Source organism: Streptomyces sp. Ag109_G2-15, assembly GCF_900215565.1.
Classification (GTDB): Bacteria; Actinomycetota; Actinomycetes; order Streptomycetales; family Streptomycetaceae; genus Streptomyces; species Streptomyces diastatochromogenes.
In genome coordinates this window covers 7,340,418-7,357,671 of sequence record NZ_OCNI01000001.1, presented here as the reverse complement: position 1 = coordinate 7,357,671, position 17,254 = coordinate 7,340,418, and the positions used below count along the sequence as shown (strand labels likewise).

General features: G+C 71.9%; 16 protein-coding genes and 1 pseudogene. 9 read left to right on the top strand and 8 right to left on the bottom strand.

Annotated elements, in window-relative coordinates; all coding sequences use genetic code 11:
• Positions 1 to 53 precede the first annotated feature (53 nt).
• A complete protein-coding gene (locus CRP49_RS33135) occupies positions 54 to 1,082 on the top strand; it encodes an LLM class flavin-dependent oxidoreductase (protein WP_097257670.1) in 1,029 nt (342 codons plus the stop codon).
• Positions 1,083 to 1,089: 7 nt separating this feature from the next.
• On the opposite strand, the gene CRP49_RS33130 is transcribed toward CRP49_RS33135, so the two are convergent.
• Both CRP49_RS33130 and CRP49_RS33125 read right to left on the bottom strand, forming a co-directional pair.
• On the bottom strand, positions 1,090 to 2,064 hold the full coding sequence (locus CRP49_RS33130; RefSeq protein ID WP_097256662.1) for a TauD/TfdA family dioxygenase: 975 nt from the start codon (positions 2,062 to 2,064) through the stop codon (positions 1,090 to 1,092).
• A gap of 55 nt (positions 2,065 to 2,119) precedes the next feature.
• On the bottom strand, positions 2,120 to 3,676 hold the full coding sequence (locus tag CRP49_RS33125) for a GH32 C-terminal domain-containing protein (RefSeq protein ID WP_097256661.1): 1,557 nt from the start codon (positions 3,674 to 3,676) through the stop codon (positions 2,120 to 2,122).
• Between the two features lie 150 nt (positions 3,677 to 3,826).
• Between CRP49_RS33125 and CRP49_RS33120 the strand changes: the two genes are divergently transcribed.
• From CRP49_RS33120 to CRP49_RS33105, 4 genes are read left to right on the top strand one after another with little or no spacing between them, the layout of a single operon-like run.
• Positions 3,827 to 5,236 carry an extracellular solute-binding protein gene (locus CRP49_RS33120; RefSeq protein ID WP_097256660.1) on the top strand — a complete coding sequence of 470 codons (1,410 nt, stop codon included), beginning with the start codon at positions 3,827 to 3,829 and terminating at the stop codon, positions 5,234 to 5,236.
• On the top strand, positions 5,233 to 6,183 hold the full coding sequence (locus tag CRP49_RS33115; RefSeq protein WP_097256659.1) for a carbohydrate ABC transporter permease: 951 nt from the start codon (positions 5,233 to 5,235) through the stop codon (positions 6,181 to 6,183). The genes CRP49_RS33120 and CRP49_RS33115 overlap by 4 nt, the downstream gene beginning before the upstream one ends.
• Before the next feature lie 14 nt (positions 6,184 to 6,197).
• The gene (locus CRP49_RS33110) at positions 6,198 to 7,052 is read left to right on the top strand and encodes a carbohydrate ABC transporter permease (protein ID WP_097256658.1); all 855 of its coding nucleotides are present in this window, start codon (positions 6,198 to 6,200) and stop codon (positions 7,050 to 7,052) included.
• Positions 7,049 to 8,449: a glycoside hydrolase family 32 protein gene (locus tag CRP49_RS33105; protein WP_097256657.1), complete on the top strand. Its 1,401-nt coding sequence runs from the start codon at positions 7,049 to 7,051 to the stop codon at positions 8,447 to 8,449. Before CRP49_RS33110 ends, CRP49_RS33105 begins: the two co-directional genes overlap by 4 nt.
• Here the strand turns inward: CRP49_RS33105 and CRP49_RS33100 are convergent.
• Positions 8,412 to 9,494 (bottom strand): LacI family DNA-binding transcriptional regulator, encoded by a 1,083-nt coding sequence (locus tag CRP49_RS33100; RefSeq protein WP_097256656.1) that lies wholly within the window; start codon positions 9,492 to 9,494, stop codon positions 8,412 to 8,414. The genes CRP49_RS33105 and CRP49_RS33100 overlap by 38 nt on opposite strands.
• Positions 9,495 to 9,716: 222 nt before the next feature.
• On the opposite strand from CRP49_RS33100, the gene CRP49_RS33095 reads away from it, so the two are divergent.
• Positions 9,717 to 10,445: a YoaK family protein gene (locus CRP49_RS33095; protein WP_179851827.1), complete on the top strand. Its 729-nt coding sequence runs from the start codon at positions 9,717 to 9,719 to the stop codon at positions 10,443 to 10,445.
• Between the two features lies 1 nt (position 10,446).
• Here CRP49_RS33095 and CRP49_RS33090 read toward each other — a convergent pair whose 3' ends face one another.
• Positions 10,447 to 11,307: a helix-turn-helix domain-containing protein gene (locus CRP49_RS33090; RefSeq protein WP_097256654.1), complete on the bottom strand. Its 861-nt coding sequence runs from the start codon at positions 11,305 to 11,307 to the stop codon at positions 10,447 to 10,449.
• A gap of 149 nt (positions 11,308 to 11,456) precedes the next feature.
• Here CRP49_RS33090 and CRP49_RS33085 point away from each other — a divergent pair, with 149 nt between their 5' ends.
• Positions 11,457 to 12,320, top strand: a complete 864-nt coding sequence (locus tag CRP49_RS33085) for an oxidoreductase (RefSeq protein WP_097257669.1) — start codon at positions 11,457 to 11,459, stop codon at positions 12,318 to 12,320.
• Between the two features lie 55 nt (positions 12,321 to 12,375).
• Positions 12,376 to 12,987 (top strand): DNA polymerase ligase N-terminal domain-containing protein, encoded by a 612-nt coding sequence (locus tag CRP49_RS33080; RefSeq protein ID WP_097256653.1) that lies wholly within the window; start codon positions 12,376 to 12,378, stop codon positions 12,985 to 12,987.
• Positions 12,988 to 13,006: 19 nt separating this feature from the next.
• On the opposite strand, the gene CRP49_RS33075 is transcribed toward CRP49_RS33080, so the two are convergent.
• Genes CRP49_RS33075 through CRP49_RS33065 form a run of 3 tightly spaced genes read right to left on the bottom strand, consistent with a single transcriptional unit; the run spans position 13,007 to position 15,688 of the window.
• Positions 13,007 to 13,963 carry an MFS transporter gene (locus tag CRP49_RS33075; protein ID WP_097256652.1) on the bottom strand — a complete coding sequence of 319 codons (957 nt, stop codon included), beginning with the start codon at positions 13,961 to 13,963 and terminating at the stop codon, positions 13,007 to 13,009.
• Positions 13,960 to 14,715 (bottom strand): dienelactone hydrolase family protein, encoded by a 756-nt coding sequence (locus CRP49_RS33070; protein ID WP_097256651.1) that lies wholly within the window; start codon positions 14,713 to 14,715, stop codon positions 13,960 to 13,962. The genes CRP49_RS33075 and CRP49_RS33070 overlap by 4 nt, the downstream gene beginning before the upstream one ends.
• 37 nt (positions 14,716 to 14,752) lie before the next feature.
• On the bottom strand, positions 14,753 to 15,688 hold the full coding sequence (locus tag CRP49_RS33065; protein ID WP_097256650.1) for a PDR/VanB family oxidoreductase: 936 nt from the start codon (positions 15,686 to 15,688) through the stop codon (positions 14,753 to 14,755).
• A 179-nt stretch (positions 15,689 to 15,867) separates the two neighbouring features.
• On the opposite strand from CRP49_RS33065, the gene CRP49_RS33060 reads away from it, so the two are divergent.
• On the top strand, positions 15,868 to 16,302 hold the full coding sequence (locus CRP49_RS33060; protein WP_097256649.1) for a cupin domain-containing protein: 435 nt from the start codon (positions 15,868 to 15,870) through the stop codon (positions 16,300 to 16,302).
• A gap of 263 nt (positions 16,303 to 16,565) precedes the next feature.
• Here CRP49_RS33060 and CRP49_RS33055 read toward each other — a convergent pair.
• A pseudogene (locus CRP49_RS33055) lies at positions 16,566 to 17,204 on the bottom strand (PAS domain-containing protein); the annotation flags it as partial.
• Between the last annotated feature and the right edge of the window lie 50 nt (positions 17,205 to 17,254).

Genomic DNA, 17,254 nt, shown 5'->3' with positions numbered 1-17,254 from the left:
CACTGGCCTGCCAGAATCGGGGCAGAACCGACGTACGACCGATGGAGGAGCCCGTGCCGTCCACCCCCCGCCCGCTGCGCAAACTGGGCTTCCTCACCATCGGGCTGTTCGACGCGGCCGACCCGGGCCCGGGCCACGAGTCCACGCTGGAGATCATCGAGCTGGGCGAGCGGCTGGGCTTCGACAGCGCCTGGGTCCGCCACCGGCACCTCCAGTACGGCATCTCGTCCCCGGTCGCGGTGCTGGCGGCGGCCTCGCAGCGCACCCGGCGCATCGAGCTGGGCACGGCGGTGATCCCGCTGGGCTGGGAGAACCCGCTGCGCCTCGCCGAGGACCTGGCGACCGTGGACATCCTGTCCGGCGGCCGGCTGAACCCGGGCGTCAGCGCGGGCCCGCCGATGCACTTCGAGCAGGTCAAGGAGGCCCTGTACCCGGACACCGCAGACGCGGAGGACTTTGGCTACGAGCGGGTACGGCGGCTGCTGGACTTCGTCCGCGGCAAGCCGGCCACCGACTTCAGCGGGGTGGAGGGCTTCGAGGTGTTCTCCGATGTCGTCCAGCCGCACTCCCCCGGGCTCGGCCGGCGCCTCTGGTACGGCGGCGGCAGCCTCGGCTCGGCGCGCTGGGCGGGCGAACACGGCATGAACTTCCTGACCAGCAGCGTCGTCAAGGCCGAGGACCCGGACGGGCCGCTGGACTTCGCCGAGATCCAGCTGTCCCACATCCGCGCCTTCCGCGCCCAGCACCCCGACGGGGAGGCGGCCCGCGTCTCCCAGGGCCTGGTGGTGATCCCCACCGACTCCGCGAGCCCCGAGCAGCGGGCCAAGTACGAGGAGTACGCGGCCAAGCGCCTCCCCCGGACGGCCTCCCCGCAGGGCCCGGCGCGGCTGCTCTTCGCCCCGGACCTGGTCGGCACCTCGGACGAACTCGCCGAGCGGCTGCACGCGCACGCCGCGTTCCGCGAGATCGACGAGGTGGCGTTCGCACTGCCGTTCACCTTCGGGCACGAGGACTACGTGCAGATCCTGACCGACCTGGCGACGAAGCTGGGACCGGCCCTGGGGTGGCACCCTGCGGGCTGAGGCTCACTCACCAACGGCCCGGCTCCGTACCGGTGACCGGCTCGGACGGCTTGCCGTCCACGCCCACCGGTACGTCACCGGCGAGCATCACCCGGTGCATGATCCGGGGCGATCCGACGTGGGCGTGGTCGCTCGGGGCCAGGTGGATGGTGGCCCGGTTGTCCCAGAAGGCCACACTGCCCGGCTCCCAGCGGAAGCGGACCGTGTACTCGGGGCGGACCGCCTGTTCCACGAGCATCTCCAGGATCGCCGTGCTCTCCGGACGTGAGAGGCCGACGATCTCCTCCAGGTAGTAGCCGTTGACGAACAGCACCCGTTCCCCCGTCTCCGGGTGCACCCGCACCAGGGGGTGCTCGGAGACGACCTGGTGGTCCAGGAGGTGGCGGACGTACGCGTCGTCGCCTGGCCGGGGCTGGTAGCCCACGCCGAGCCGGTGCTCGGCGCGCAGCCCGTCCACGAAGGCACGGACCGGCGCCGAGAGCCCGGCGTAGGCGGCGGCCAGGTTGGCCCAGGTGGTGTCGCCGCCGTAGGGCGGGACGGTCTCGGCGCGCAGGATGGTCGCGGCCGGCGGGTCGATCCGGGCTCCGTGGTCGCAGTGCCAGCCGCGCAGCAGGGTGTGCCGGCGCCGGTGCAGCCACTCGTCGCGCTCCATGCCGTACCCTCCGGCCAGTTCCAGCCGGTCGGCGGTCGTCTCGATCGCGGGGAAGTCCGGCGGGGAGTGCGGACCGCGGCGCGGCAGCACGACCGGCTCACCGAAGCGGCGGGCGAAGGCGATGTGAGCGGCGTGGTCCAGCTCCTGCCCGCGGAAGAACACCACCTTCCAGCGCAGCACGGCCTGCCGGATCAGGGCCACCACGGCGTCGTCCAGCGGCCCGGCGAGATCGACGCCGGTGATCTCGGCTCCGATGTACCCGGCGACCGGCTTCACCTCCACGCCGTCGACCCGCTCGGTCTGCTCCGCAGTGGCCCTGTGCGTCGTCATGCGCGCTCCGATGCTCGTCGGTACCGGTTCCCCGCAGATCGTGACATCCCGGCCCTCACACGGTGAACTCCCGGACGACCGTGTTCCGGAAGACAGCCGTACCGCCGGCCGTGAACAGCGCCAACCGGTCGTCCACCAGGTACGGGAACACCTCGCTGGAGTGCACGTACCGGCCGTCGTCCACGAACATCTCGACGGACGTGCGGTCCACCAGGATGCGCAACCGCACCCGGCCGGCCGACGGGTCGAAGGGCGTGTGGCTCTCCTGCCGGTTGCCGCTGGTGTCCGGGTTGACGGTGCCGCGCCGGTTGAGGAAGGCGTAGTCGCCCCAGACCCCGGCGTCGATGTGCCGTCCGCCGTCCGGGGAGCGGCGCAACTGGACCCCTGCGCCGGTGAGTTGGGACCAGGTGATCTCCGTGGTCAGCTCGTAGGAGATGCCGGTGTAGTCGAGGAGGCGGGTGCCCTCGACGGTGAGGTCGCCGAGGTGCACCGTGCGGGAGACGTACGAGTCGAGGGCGGCGACCGGCCGGGAGGCGAGGTGGTAGCCGCCGGAGGCGGACTTCTTGAGGGTGATCTCGCGGACGACGGAGTCGGTGCCGTTGAAACCGTCGGCGTCGATGGTGGGGGTGGTGTGGGCGTAGGCCCAGTTGTTGAGCCAGCCGAGGGCGTAGCGCGCGGTGGGGTCCACCGATCCCGCCGTGTCCCGTTTCTCGAAGGTGACCGCCCCGTACCAGTCCCAGCCGTGGTCGAGCCACTGCGGATCGGCCGCGTCGGCCGTGAACGCGCCGCCGTCGAAGGAACCGGTCCAGTACGCGTACGTGTTGGGCTGCCCGGAGCCGGTGCCGTCCGCGCTCACGCCCAGCACCCACTTGCCGGTGCCGTCGTCGGCGGTGATCCGGAAGAGGTCGGGGCATTCAAGGACGCCGATGCCGTCCTTGACGAAACCGCCCGTGTACGTCCAGGACTTGAGGTCCGCCGAGTGATAGAAGCCGATCTTGTTGTGCTCGGCCAGGGCCATCACCCAGCGGTCGTGGTCCTCGTCCCGGATGACCTTGGGGTCGCGGAAGTCGGCACCCACGCCCGGACTCGGCAGCACGGGGTCGGTGCCGTGGTTCGTGAAGGTGCGGCCGCCGTCCGTCGAGTAGTACAGGAACTGCGCCTGGTGGTCGGTGCCGCCGCCGGGTGACATCGTGACGACGGCGAGCACCGCGCCCGCGCCGAAGCCCGCCGTGCCGCCGCTGTCGACCACGGCCGAGCCCGACCACACATCGCCATTGACCGTGGTGTCCTTCGGCACGGCGATGCCCCGGTCGGTGAAGGAGACCAGGTCGGTGCTGGTGGCCAGGCGCCAGGCGGTGCCCACCTCGCCACCGGCGAGGTAGTCGGCGTTGTAGAGGTAGTAGTAGTGGTACTCGCCGTCGATCCAGACCGGGCGCTGCGGGTCGTTCTTCCACTGGTCGGGGACTGTGAAGTGGTAGCCGGCGCGGTAACTGACGCAGGTGCGGGCCGGTTTGGAGTTCGGTCTCGCCTGGGCGGGACCCGTGGGCAGCAGCGCCGCGCCGGCTCCGGCGGCGGATCCGGCGAACAGGGCTCTTCTGGTCAGACCACGCATCACGCATTGCCCCTCTCGTGACGAATCATGAGACCAGGACTGTAGACCTAACTCGTTAAAGGTCAAGCGTTCCCGCGCCTTGACAGGGACGTAACCGGCTTCTCATCATCTGGGGCATCAGACCTTTACTAACACGAGTTAGGCACATGGATGACCGACTCGCTCCTCTCCCGCCGCACGATGCTGCGGTACGGGGCCTACGGCGCGGGGGCCGCCGCGCTGGCCGGTACCGCCGCGAGCTGGGACCGGCTCACCGGGGCCGACATCCCGGGCCGTGACGACGGCTCGCTCGTCGTCGCCACCCTGGGTTCCGCGTTCTCCCCGGACGGGGTCCGCGCCCTCGTCGAGGGCTTCCAGAAGCTGCACCCCGACATCAAGGTCCGGGTCAACGCGGTCCAGGCCGTCGACTGGTCGGACTTCTTCGCGAAGATCCTCACCCAGATCGCGGCGGGCACCGCGCCCGACCTGGTCTATGTGGCCACCGAGGGCGTGCAGTTGTTCGCCCGGCGCCTCGGTGTCCCGCTGGACCGCTGGGTGAAACGGGACGCGGCGGAGCTGAAGGAGTACTTCGCCGACGTCCACCCCTCGCTGGTCGAGTCGATGATGTACGAGGGCAGCCTGTACCAGCTGCCGATCGAGTTCAACGCGGCCGACATGTACCTCAACACGCAGGTGCTGAAGCGGGCGGGCGCCGACTTCCCGGCGGACGACTGGACCCGCGACGACTTCACCGACCTGCTGCGCCGGATGAAGAAGGCCAGCGACTCCCACTTCACGCCCTACTTCTGGACCAACCGGCTGTGGGGCGGTGTGGTGCCCTGGCTGTTCGCCAACGGCACCAACCTGCTGGCCGAGTCCAAGGCGCCCGGCGGCAGCTGGCTGTGGGACTCCTTCTATCCGGCGGCGCAGCGGCAGGGGCGCGGGGGCGGTTTCCGCTGGACGACCCCGCAGGCCACCGCCGACCGGGTGACGGAGGCGTACGACTACCTGGCCCAGCTCATCCAGGAGGACCTGTGCACCCGCCCCGAGGGCGGCAACGGCCAGAACCTGATCGGGGTGTTCTCCACCGGCCGGGTCGGGGTCACGCCCGCCGGCGGCTTCTGGGCCGGCGGTCTGCACCTCGCGGGCATGCGGGACGACGGCTTCGACGTGCAGTACTTCCCCCGCTGGCGCACCCAGCGCCACCAGTTCGGCGCGGCGGGCTACGCGCTGCTGCGCACCTCGAAGAAGCAGGACGCGGCCTGGGAGTTCATCAAGTACTCCGCCCGCCGGGACACCCTGACCCGGCTGTTCACGACGAACCAGACGACCCCGGCGCGCCGTTCGATGCTGACCGACGCCCGCTACCGGGAGACCGGCCCGGCGCACTGGCGGGTCTTCTACGACACCCTCGACAAGTTCCCCGACACCGGGCCCATACCGGCCCCGCCGCAGGTCGCCGAGGTCACGCAGGTGCTGCTCAAGCACACCGGGACTGCCTTGGCGAGCCCGCGCTCGGTGGGGCCCGCGCTGCGCCGCATGCAGGGCGATCTGGAGAAGGCCATGGAGCGTGACGTATGACGAACACCCAGATTCCCACCGTACGGCCACGGGCCGTGACCCCGCCCGCGACGGCGGCCCGGCCCTCGGTGCGGGAGCGGGGGACGCGGCTGCTCGCCGCGCTGTTCCTGGCGCCGACGGTGGTCGGCATCGTGGTCTTCACGGTCGTACCGATCATCGGCTCGGTCGTGCTGAGCCTCTTCCACTGGAACGTGATCGACTCGCCCGATTTCGCCGGAACGGCCAACTACCGTGAGGTGTTCACCGATTCGACCGTGTTGGTCTCGTTCCGCAACACGCTCGTCTTCATGGTCTTCGCGGTCGCCGCGCAACTCCTGATCGCTCTGGTGCTCGCGCTCACCCTGAACGGGCGGATGCCGACCTGGCTGCGCTCGGTGTTCCGTTCGGCGTTCTTCTTCCCGCTGGTGCTGTCGGCCGCGTCCATATCGGTCGTGATGAAGTACCTGTTCAACCAGGACTTCGGCGTGATCAACTGGCTGATCGGGTTGTTCGGGATCGCTCCCGTGCCGTGGCTGACGTCCGAGCACGGCGCGATGGCGACGGTGATCATCGTGTACGTGTGGCAACAGTTCGGTTTCTCGTTCCTGTTGTTCGTGGGCGGGCTGAACAACATCCCGAAGGAAATCCACGAGGCCGCCGCCCTCGACGGCGCGACCGGTCTGCGCAAGCACCTGTCCATCACACTGCCGCTGCTCTCGCCGACGCTGCTGGTGGCCTCGGTGGTCGGCATCATCAACGCGCTCCAGGTCTTCGAGCAGCCGTACGTGCTCACCGACGGCGGTCCCGGCGACTCCACCCGCACCGTGGTGATGGTCATCTACGAGAAGGCCTTCGAGCAGCTGCGCTTCGGCGAGGCGTCCGCGGTGGGCGTGCTGCTGTTCGTGCTGATCATGGCGGTGACCGCCGTCCAGTTCCGGCTCAGCCGGCGTTTCGTCCACTACCAGTGAGCCGGGTGAGTCCCTTGAGCCAAGCAACCCTGTCCCTCAGCCGCGCCCGGTACTCGCTCGGGCCGTGGGCGCGGATCGCCGGACTGACCGTGTGCGCGCTGCTGACCCTCGGCCCGGTCATCTGGACCGTCTCGACCTCGCTGCGCACTCCGGCGGACTCGTTCAATCTGCCGCCGCAGATCGTTCCGACCCATCCGAGCACCGCCGCCTATCACGGGGTGTTCGACCAGATCGACGTCTGGCTGCTCGCGCTCAACTCGACCCTGGTGACCGCTTTGATCGCTGTCGGTCAGATGGTCACCGCGGGTCTTGCGGGTTACGCGTTCGCCCGGCTCGACTTCCGTTTCAAGCGGCCGCTGTTCGGTCTGGTCCTGGCGACCATGATGGTCCCCCTGCAGGTCACGATCGTCCCGGTGTTCCTGGTGCTCAAGTCGATGGGTCTGACCGACACGCTGCTCGGTCTGATCATCCCGGCGTTCCCGACCGCGTTCGGCACCTTCCTGATGCGCCAGTACTTCCTGGGTATGCCGAAGGACCTCGGCGAGGCGGCAATGCTGGACGGCGCCGGGCCCTGGCGGATCTTCCGGTCGGTGTACGCCCCGCTGGCCACTCCGGGCCTGGCGATCGTCGGCGTACTCGCCTTCAACTACCACTGGAACGAGTTCTTCCGCCCGCTGATCCTGGAGACCTCCGGGCAGAACTACACGTTGCCGCTGGGTCTGGTCTCCCTTCAGGGCAACCTCGGCACCGGCTCCATCTCGGTGGTCCTCGCCGGTGTCGTCCTCTCGATGCTCCCCGCCGTCGCCGTGTTCCTCGTCGGCCAGCGCCCTCTTCGCGAGGGCATCACCTCCGCAGGAGTCAACCGTTGAGCGTCGCCGCTCCCGCCCCGGACCCGCACGCCCCGCGCTTCCGGGTCCGCCCGCCCGCCAACTGGATCAACGACCCAAACGGCCCCTTCCGTTGGCGCGGCCACTACCACCTCTTCTACCAGCACAACCCGGCAGCACCGGTCCACGCGAACGTCCACTGGGGCCATGTCTCCAGCGCCGACCTGGTCCACTGGGAGCACCACCCCATCGCCCTCACCCCGACACCCGGCGGCCCGGACGAGGCCGGCTGCTGGTCGGGGTGCGTGGTCGACGACGCGGGCACCCCCACCGCCGTCTACACCGGCGTGGATCACACCCACACCGGTCTCGGCACGATCTGCCTGGCCCGGGCGGCGGACCCGGACGACGACCGGCTCCTGTGCTGGCGGCCGCTGCCCACGCCCGTGGTGGCGGGACCGCCCGCCGGACACGACGTGGTGATGTTCCGCGACCCCTTCGTCTTCCGGCACGCCGGCCGGCGCTGGGCCCTCGTCGGCGCGGGACACGCCGACGGCACCCCGTCCGTCCTGCTCTACGACTGCGACGAGCTGACCGAGTGGCGCTTCGCCGGAGTGCTGCTGGACGGCGATGACCCGGTGGCCGCCGCCGCGTTCGGCGACAAGGCGGTCGGCTGGGAGTGCCCGCAGCTGTACGAGGCACAAGGCGGCGAGCACGTCCTGGTGGTGTCCCTGTGGGACGGGAAGCCCTGCGGTACCGGGTATCTGACGGGCCGTCTGGAGGCTGCGGGAGACGGGGGGTTGCGGCTCGCGGCGCGCTCCGGCGGCAGGCTCGACCACGGCCGGGACTTCTACGCCCCCGCGGTCCTCCAGGAGCCCGGTCGCGCCCTGATGTGGGGCTGGTCGTGGGAGGCACGGGACGATTCGGCCGTGCAGGAGGCGGGTTGGGCCGGTGTGCTCACCGCGCCCAGAGTGGTCGACGTCCACCCGGACGGATCGCTGCGTGTCGCCCCGGCTCCGGAGCTGGAACTCCTGCGCGCCAAGCGGCCGTTCGCGAGCGGGCCGGGCCTGGCGCCGCTTCCGGTGTCGTACGACCTGACGGTGACCGCCCGCGACCGCACGACCGTCACGCTGCTGCGGGCGGCGGACCGTGCGCTCACGATCCTGCTGGATCCGGAGGCGGGCACGGTGGTAGTGGACCGGAGCGGCTGGCCCCGGGAGGGCGCCGAGGGCGCCGCCCCGGCCACGGTGGACGTCCCGCCCGGCCCGTGCCTCACGGTCCGTGTGCTCGTGGACGGTTCGCTCCTCGAACTGTTCGTCGAGGACCGGGCGACGGTGACCGAGCGGGTGTACCGCGGCCCGGAGGACGTCGCCGAGCTGGTGGTCGAGGGGAATGCCGAGGTCAGCGCGTGGGAGCAGGTCCCACCGAGGCGCGGCTGACCACCGGGCAGGCGAGGCGCCGGACGGTGGCGGGCGGGGTGCGGCCGGTGTCGATGGCGTCCAGCATCAGCCGGGCCGCCGTCTCGCCCATCGCGCGGTGCGGCAGTGCGACCGTGGTGAGAGCGGGGGTGAGGTAGGCGGCCATGTGCTCCTGGTCGTCGTAGCCGACCACAGAGAGATCGCCGGGTACGGCGATGCCGAGCCGGGTCGCGGCGTGCAGGACGCCCGCCGCGACCCGGTCGTTGTAGCAGAAGATCCCGGTCGGCCGGCGGTGCGGTTCGGTGCCCTCCAGCAGCCGGGTGGCGCCCTCGTAGCCGCTGGTGATCTCGCCGCCGGTGCGGACGACCCACTCCTTGGGCACGGTGATGCCCTCGGCGCGCAGGGCGTCGCGGAAGCCGCGCAGCCGCTCGACCGAGGCGATGTCGTCCTGCCCGCCGACCAGCGCGATCCGCTGGTGGCCCGCCTCCAGCAGCAGCCGGGCCGCGGTACGGCCGCCGGCCCGCTCGGCGGGGACGACGGACGGCAGTGAGTCGTCCTCCGGAAGGCAGTTGGCCAGCACGGAGTGGGTGCGGTGGAGTCCTTCGGGGACGCGGACCCGGCGCAGGGACATCGCGGCGTAGATGATGCCGTCGACGCGCCGGTCGAGGAGTTCGGCGACCGCGGCGTCCTCCTTGGCGGGGTCGCCGCCGGAGTCGATGGTGAGCACGAGGTGGTCGCTGTCCCAGGCGGTCTCCATGGCGCCGCGCAGCAGCCGGCCGGCGAAGGGGGACGAGGCGATCTCGTCGGTGACCAGTCCGATCACGGCCGTACGGCGGCGGCGCAGGCCGCGGGCGACGGGGTCGGGCCGGTAGCCGAGCTGGGCGGCGGCCTGCCGGATGCGTTCCTGGGTGGCGGGCGACAGGTTTCCCTCGGCGCGGCCGTTGAACACGAAGGAGACGGCGGTGTGCGACACGCCGGCGAGCCGGGCGACGTCCCGTGACGTGGGTCGTCCGCCGCCCCCGGTGTTCCTGTCCGTGCCGCCGCCCATGCCGTCCGCTGTCCTCATCCCCACCCGTCCGGTTGATCACTGCTCACCCTATCCGTGCCGCCGACTGAACGACACGGTCAAGGGGCGAGGCCGGTCGGCTCACCTGCGGATGCGGACCTCGGCGGGCCACCGGAGGATGAACCGCGCGGACTCGAGAGGAGCGGCCATGCGAACGGTGCCCCCGGCCAAGGACCGCCAGAGCGCGGGCGACCGGTGACCGGCGCGCAGGCGCCGGGTGCTGTGCCGGGTGACCAGCCGCGCAGAGAGGTCCGGATCGTCGTCGTCCTGTTCGCGTTGACCGTGACGGCCGCCGCCGTCGACGCGGTCACCTTCCTCGGCCTGGGGCACGCGTTCGCCGCGCTGGCCACCGGCAACGTCCTGCTCCTCGGGTTCGGGGTGGCGAACGCGGGAACGCCGGTCGCGCGGCCCGCCGAGGCCCTGGCCGCGTTCGCGGTCGGGGTCGCCGCCGCCCACACCCTGGTCGTACGGCTGCACCGTCGAGGACGACGCTGGTTCACTCGGGCCCTCGCCGTCGAGACGGCGACGCTCCTGGCCGCCGGACTGGTCGCCGTCGGCACGAGCGGGCGGCAGACGCCCCCCGAGCACGTCATGGCCCTCGTCGTCGTCCTGCTCGCGGCCGCCATGGGGTGGCGCAACCGTGTGATGCTCCAGGCGGGCATCCCTGACATGCCGACGACCGTCCTGCAGATCACCCTGGTCAAGGCGCTCATGGACGCTCTGTCATGGCGCTCGGCCGCTCCGCCCGGCCCGGTGCTGCCACGGGTGCGCCGTCTTGCCACCCTGTGCGGTGTCTTCGTCGGCGCGGTCGCCGGAGCCCTGCTCCTGCGCCTCGGTCCCGGCCCCGCCCTGCTGTGCGTCGCGGGTCTGTCGGCCTTGGTCACGGCCTTCTACTCCAGGGCTCCCCGCCTGCGGCCCCCGGTCGCGACGGAGGCGGGAAGCGACCGGTGAGCTACTGCTCCTCGACATGCTCCTGTGCGATGCCGCGCGGGGGTGCCGTGAGGCTGCCCAGGATGTCGAGGAGTTCGGCGCTGCGGCTGCCGGGCTCGGCGTGGAAGACGACCAGGGTGAGTCCGTCGGTGCCGTCCACGGAGAGTTTGTTCGAGTGCAGTTCCAGGTCGCCGACCTGCGGGTGGCTCAGGTGACTGACGCGGCCGCGCCGGGGCCGTACGTCGTGCCGGGCCCAGAGCGTGCGGAACCGTTCGCTGCGCAGGGACAGGTCGCCGACCAGGTCGCGCAGCCGGGGGTCGTCCGTGTCGGGCCCGGCGTGGGTGCGCAGGGTGGCCACGCCCTCCTCGGTCAGGTCCTCCCAGTCCCGGCGCAGGGCGCGTTCGGCCGGGTCGAGGAAGACGGCCCGCAGCAGGTTGACGCCCGGTGTGTAGTTCGGGGTGAGGGCCGTGGCGAGGGCGTTGGCGGCGAGGCAGTCGGTGTACCGGTTCTGGATGTAGGCGGGGTTGCGGGGCCAGCCGTCGATGAGCTGCAGGAGGCTGGACGGCACCCGCTCCTGGCGCTGCGCCGCCCGGGGGCGGGACGCGGGCCGGTCCTGGGGCAGGCCGAGGAGGTAGGAGGTGGCGTCGGCGTCCAGCCGCAGTACCCGGGCGATGGCTTCCAGGACCTGTGCGGACGGGTTGCGGTCGCGGCCCTGCTCCAGGCGCAGGTAGTAGTCGGAGCTGATGCCGGAGAGCGTCGCGACCTCCTCGCGGCGCAGCCCCGGCACCCGGCGCAGGCCCGAGCCGGGCAGCCCCACGTCCTCGGGCCGTACCTGCGCCCGGCGGGCGCGCAGGAACTCGCCGAGCGCGTTCGTACCGTCCATGACACCACCGTACGGCCGTACCGGTGACGGTGGCTGTCCCTGTCACTCCCAGGAACGTGGGGGCACTGCCGCCCGGGGGATGTTCGGCGCACGGTGGAGACAGGGCACCGGACGTACCGGTGGCCCTCGCACAGCACGAGAGGTACGACATGACTGCACAGCTCGGTGGGACCCTCGCCCCGGCCGACGGCCTGACCCTGACCCGCATGGGCTACGGCGCCATGCAGCTGGCCGGTCCGCATGTGTTCGGCCCGCCGAAGGACCGGGCGCGGGCCGTGGCGGTGCTCCGTGCGGCGGTCGAGGCGGGCATCACCCACATCGACACCGCCGACTTCTACGGTCCCGTGATCGTCAACGAGATCATCAGGGAGGCCCTGCGCCCCTACCCGGACGAGCTGCACATCGTGACCAAGGTCGGTGCGCGGCGTGGAGCCGACGGCAGCTGGGCCGTGTCCCGGCACCCGGAGGATCTGAAGGCGCAGGTGCACGAGAACCTGCGGCACCTGGGGGTGGAGACGCTGGACGTGGTCAATCTGCGGCTCGGCGACATGGACACCCCGAACGAGGACTCGCTCGCCGACCAGTTCGGTGCGCTGGCGGAGCTGCGGCAGCGGGGTCTGATCCGGCACCTGGGGCTCAGCGCCGCGTCCGTCGCGCAGCTGGCGGAGGCGCAGACGATCGCGCCCGTGGTCACCGTGCAGAACCTGTACAACCTGGCCAACCGGCAGGACGACCGGCTGATCGAGCTCACGGCTGCGCAGAACATCGCCTTCGTGCCGTACTTCCCGCTGGGCGGGTTCACGCCGTTGCAGTCCGAGACGCTGTCGAAGGTCGCCGCGGGGCTCGGCGCCGCGCCGCAGCAGGTCGCCCTGGCCTGGCTGCTGCGCCGCTCGCCGAACATCGCGCTCATCCCCGGCACCTCGTCCCCGGAGCACCTGCGCGAGAACATCGCCGCGGCCTCGCTGGTCCTCCCCGAGGACGCGGCCGCCGAGCTGGACGCCATGGCGAGCTGAGCGCCCGTGACGGGGTACCCGGAGCCTTGAGGCGGACGCACGGAAGGAGCCGCACATGGCGACGGAGGACCGGCTGCGTACCTACCGCGGCAAGCGTGACTTCGAGCGGACCCGCGAGCCGTCGGGGAAGGCGGCGGCGTCCGGGGGCGAGGAGCCCAGGTTCGTGGTGCAGATCCACGACGCGCGCCGGATGCACTTCGACTTCCGGCTCCAGGTGGACGACGTCCTGAAGTCCTGGTCCGTCCCCAAGGGCCCCTCCACGGATCCGGGGGACAAGCGGCTGGCCGTGCCCACCGAGGACCATCCGCTGGAGTACGAGGACTTCGAGGGCGTGATCCCGAAGGGCGAGTACGGCGGCGGCACCGTCATCGTCTGGGACCACGGGACGTACGAGCCGCTCAGCCACGACCGCCGGGGCCGTCCGGTGGACTTCGCCGAGTCGCTGGAGGACGGACACGCCACCTTCCGGCTGCACGGAGCCAAGCTGCACGGCGAGTACGCCCTCACCCGCTTCCGCACCGGCCAGGGCGAGGAGGACGCCTGGCTCCTGGTCCGCAAGGGCCCCGCCCGCGCCCAGGCGCACGGCACCCCGGATCCCCGCCGGGCCCGCTCGGTGCGCACGGGACGCACCCTGGCCCAGGTCGCCGCCGACGACGGCCGGGAGTGACCGCGCACGCCGGTGCGCGTCACGCGGTGTCGGGGTCGACCGGGACGGGTCTCCTCCCCGGCACCCCGACAGCCGCCGGTACGCCGAGGAGCAGCACCGCGATCACCAGCACCAGGGTGTCCGCCGCGGCACGGGCGAGGCCGGCCCGCACGGCCTGTGCGGCGGGGTCCTGTGCCTGGGGCAGCAGGTGGGCCGGGTGGCTGTCGGGCAGCCGGATGCGCGCGCCGCCCGCCTGGCTCGTCTCCGCCGTGCCGCGCAGACTCGTGGCGAAGTCGGCTCGGTAGCGGGCGGACAGGCGCTGGGCCGCGGTGTTCGCCGCGTCGGCCACGCGCGCGGCGATGCGGGCCTGGAGCAGGACGCCGACGGCCGCGCTGCCGAGCACCGAGCCCGGTTGGCGCCCGGTGAAGAAGACACCGGAGGCGGCGCCGCGCAGTTCGGCACGGACGGTCCGCATCGCCACGTTGTTCACGGGGACGAGGACGAGGCCCATCCCGAGTCCGGTCAGCAGCAGCCCGGGTAGCAGCTGCCAGGGCGGTGTCCCGGAGCCCGTCCGCAGCGCCACGAGGACGAGCCCCGAGGCCATCCCCGACAGGCCGGCGATCAACAGGTACTTGGCGCTCACCCGGTCCGACAGGCGGCCGGTGAAGGGTGCCATGACGGCCGGGACGAGCGCCATGGGTGCGGTCAGCAGGCCCGCCTGAGTGGGTGTCAGGCCGTGTGCGGACTGCAGTGCGGGCGGGTGGACGGACCGGGTGGGGCAGGCGTGCGCGGCGCGGTACATCAGCCGCACCTCCTCCTCGGTCTCCGGCTGGCGTACGACCCGGGAGATGCCGCCGTACTCGCCGCCGGCGGCGTAGGTGATCATGCCGGGGGCGTACTGGCGGGCGATGTTGCAGTTCAGGCAGCGGTCGTCGACGTACCAGCCCTGCTCGGTGGTGGGCGTCGCGGTGGTCTGCTCGGTCTCTGCGGTGCTCATGACTCCGTGTTCCTGGCGGCGAGGTGGGTGTCGAAGAAGGTCTCGATGCGCTGCCACGCGTCGGCGGCGGATGCGGGGTGCGGTCCCATTCCGGTGACCCGCAGGAGCGGGCGCAGCAGCCTCGGGCCGACTTCGGCGTCGTTGAGGAAGGAGTGGCCGGCGTCCGGGTACTCCTTGACGTCGTGGACGACGCCGAGCCGGTCCAGGGCCGTCTCCAGCCGGGCGGCGGCTCCCCGGAGCATGCGGTCGCGGCCGCCGTAACTGCCCACGACGGGGCAGGCGTCGGCCAGGACGGCGTTCAGGTCCTTGGGGAGCAGGCCGTAGTTGGCGGCGGCCACGTCGAACCGGCCGCGGCCTGCGGTCATCAGGGCGAAGGAGCCGCCCATGCAGAAGCCGATGATGCCCACGGCTCCGGTGCAGTCGGGGTGTCCGGCGAGGTGGTCGCGGGCCGCCTCGATGTCCTGGTAGGCGCGTCCCTTGCCCGATAGTGCGGCTCGCATGGTGGCCACCAGGCAGCGGCGCGCGCCGCCCTGGGTGAACAGGTCCGGCATGAGCGCCAGATAGCCCGCGTCCGCCAGCCGCCGGGCCTGACGGAGCATCACCTCGTCCACGCCGAGGGCCTCGTGGACGACCACGACACCGGGCCAGGGGCCGTCACCGGCGGGGCGGGCGAGATGCCCGGTGAGCTGCCGGGAGCCGCCCAGCCTGCTGCTCGACGGGCTGAGATCCACTACCTCTGCGGGAAGGGGCATCGATTACCTCCGGCGCTTGGACTTCCGATGGGGCGGGTCACAGATCGAGGACGAGTCGGGGAGTGCGGGCGCGGGAGACGCAGATCATCATCGTCTCGCCCGACGCCCGCTCCTCGTCGCCGAGCACGGAGTCGCGGTGGTCGGGCACCCCCTCCAGCACCTCGGTCTCGCACGTGCCGCAGATTCCCTCGGCGCACGACGACAGGGCGGAGACCCCGGCCGCCCGGACTGCCCGCAACACGCTGTCTCCCGGCGCCACTTGAACGGTGACACCGGGCTCCGAGCAGACCACCTCGAAGGGACGGTCCCCGGCCGGCGCCTGCTGCTCCCGCGCCCGGAACCGCTCGACCTGAAGCGTCCCGGCGGGCCAGACCCGGCACCGCCGCTCCACCGCGGCCAGGAGCGGTTCGGGGCCGCAGCAGTGGACCAGGGTGTGGTCGTCGGGCTCGCCGACGAAGGCGTCGAGGTCCAGCAGGCCGTGGCGGTCCTGCGGGCGCACCGCCACCGGGTCGCCGTACGGGGCGAGTTCACCGAGGAAGGCCATCGAGGAGTGGGACCGCCCGCCGTGCAGCAGCCGCCAGTCCGCGCCGGCGGCCGCTGCCGCGGCGACCACCGGCAGGATCGGCGTGATTCCGATGCCACCGGCGACGAAGAGGTAGCGCCGGGCGGGCCGGAGGGCGAAGGTGTTGCGGGGTCCCCGCACCCGCACGCGCGTGTCGACGTGCAGTTTGTCGTGGACGAGGACGGAGCCGCCGCGGCCGTCCACGGTCCGCAGGACACCGATGCGCCACGAGGCACGGTCGGCGGGGTCCCCGCACAGGGAGTAGATGCGGACGAGTCCGTCGTCGAGCAGCAGATCGATGTGGGCGCCCGGCCGCCACTCGGGCAGCGGCCGGTTCTCGGGATGACCGAGCGTCAGTGCCACGACGTCGTCGGCCACTTGGGTTCGTTCCGCGACGACGAGTGAACTCACGTCTTCAGGACGAGGGAGGTTGCTCAAGCTCTGTTCCCGCTTTCACAGGAGACGGAGCGACACCCACGCCGTCGGGAGGAGCGGTTTCCGGAAAACCGGATCACCGGATTCCGTCCCCAACACACCCTCTGTGGGCCTATGTTCGCGTCGGTACCCCTCGCGTCCAAGGAGGCTCCCGCATGCGCACCGCACTCCGCCTGGCCGTCACCGGCGTGCTGACCGCGGCCACCGTCCTGACCTGCGGCACCGCCGGGGCGACCCCGCCGGGGCCCGGGGTGACGGCCCGGATCATCGCCCAGACCACCGTCGGCGGCACCGACTACACCCTGCGGGAGATCACGATCCCGCCCGGCCAGAGCACCGGATGGCACTACCACGACGGTCCGCTGTACGGCTTCGTGAAGCAGGGCACCCTCAGCCACTTCGACTCCACCTGCGCCTCGGACGGCGTGTACCGGAAGGGCTCGACGATCCAGGAGCCGCCCGGCCCGGGCAACGTCCACCTCGGCCGCAACCTGGGCGACACCCCGCTCGTCCTCGATGTGCTCTATGTGCTGCCGCACGGCTCTCCGTTCTCGGAGGACGCCCCGAACCCGGGCTGCCCGTTCCAGTGATCAGGCATCGGGCAGCGGCTGTTCCGCCCAGATCGTCTTGCCGCTGCCCGTCTGCCGGCTGCCCCAGCGCTGGGTGAGCTGGGCGACCCGCAGCAGTCCGCGGCCGCCCTCGTCGTAGACGGCGTACAGGCAGGTGGCGCCGAGTTCGGCGACCTCCTCGCCACTGTCGTCGGAGGCCAGGTGGGAGACCAGGTCGTCGAGGTGGGTGAGGAGTTCGTCCGGGGGAGGGCGAGCCGGCGACGGGCCCAGTACTGCTCGCTGCTGTCGAAGGCCGCCAGGGCGACCGCGGTCGGCTCGCCGGAGGCGTCCCGCAGCGGCCACATCTCGATGCTCCAGGCGTGATCCCGGTTCAGGGCGGGGGCGCTGGTGAAGCTCTCGTAGCGCAGCGGCCGGCCGGTCTCGGCGACCTGGCGCAGATGACGCAGAAACCCCCGGCTGTGCTCGGCGTCCTCCACGGTCTCGGGGTAGAAACGGCCGACCAGCGTCGCCTCCGGTACGCCCATCACATGGCAGGCGGCGGCGTTGACGCGCAGATAGCGCTGCTGGAGGTCGAAGACCGACATGGACGTGGAGGCCTGCTGCAAGGCCTGGGCCGCCAGCTCGGCAGCGGCCGGGACCAGCGGGTCGGCGGTGACCACGTATCCGGTCGGCGCGCCGTCCGGGCCGAGGACCGGGCAGGCGGTCAGGGCCAGCTCGACCCGGCGTCCGTCGCGGTGCCGCAGGACCAGGGTCCCGGCCTGCGCGGCGAGCGTGCAGGAGGGTAAGTCCTCGGCGAGCAGGTCGGTCGCCGGCCGGCCGACGACCTCCTGCGCCGTACGGCCGGTGAGCAGCCGTGCGCCTTCGCTCCACCCTGCCACCCTGCCCTGGGCATCGATGATCGCCGCAGCCGCGACACGCTCCATATGCCCAAGGGTGATGCGATTGTTCCGGGGCATCAAGCGCGACGGCGGCC

Bases quoted from the DNA above. Each gene is read 5' to 3' on its own strand.
- CRP49_RS33085 (WP_097257669.1), top strand. From the start codon at position 11,457: ATGACTGCACAGCTCGGTGGGACCCTCGCCCCGGCCGACGGCCTGACC.
- CRP49_RS33060 (WP_097256649.1), top strand. From the start codon at position 15,868: ATGCGCACCGCACTCCGCCTGGCCGTCACCGGCGTGCTGACCGCGGCC.
- CRP49_RS33070 (WP_097256651.1), bottom strand. From the start codon at position 14,715: ATGCCCCTTCCCGCAGAGGTAGTGGATCTCAGCCCGTCGAGCAGCAGG.
- CRP49_RS33125 (WP_097256661.1), bottom strand. From the start codon at position 3,676: ATGCGTGGTCTGACCAGAAGAGCCCTGTTCGCCGGATCCGCCGCCGGA.
- CRP49_RS33120 (WP_097256660.1), top strand. From the start codon at position 3,827: ATGACCGACTCGCTCCTCTCCCGCCGCACGATGCTGCGGTACGGGGCC.
- CRP49_RS33130 (WP_097256662.1), bottom strand. From the start codon at position 2,064: ATGACGACGCACAGGGCCACTGCGGAGCAGACCGAGCGGGTCGACGGC.
- CRP49_RS33100 (WP_097256656.1), bottom strand. From the start codon at position 9,494: ATGAGGACAGCGGACGGCATGGGCGGCGGCACGGACAGGAACACCGGG.
- CRP49_RS33080 (WP_097256653.1), top strand. From the start codon at position 12,376: ATGGCGACGGAGGACCGGCTGCGTACCTACCGCGGCAAGCGTGACTTC.
- CRP49_RS33075 (WP_097256652.1), bottom strand. From the start codon at position 13,963: ATGAGCACCGCAGAGACCGAGCAGACCACCGCGACGCCCACCACCGAG.
- CRP49_RS33090 (WP_097256654.1), bottom strand. From the start codon at position 11,307: ATGGACGGTACGAACGCGCTCGGCGAGTTCCTGCGCGCCCGCCGGGCG.
- CRP49_RS33115 (WP_097256659.1), top strand. From the start codon at position 5,233: ATGACGAACACCCAGATTCCCACCGTACGGCCACGGGCCGTGACCCCG.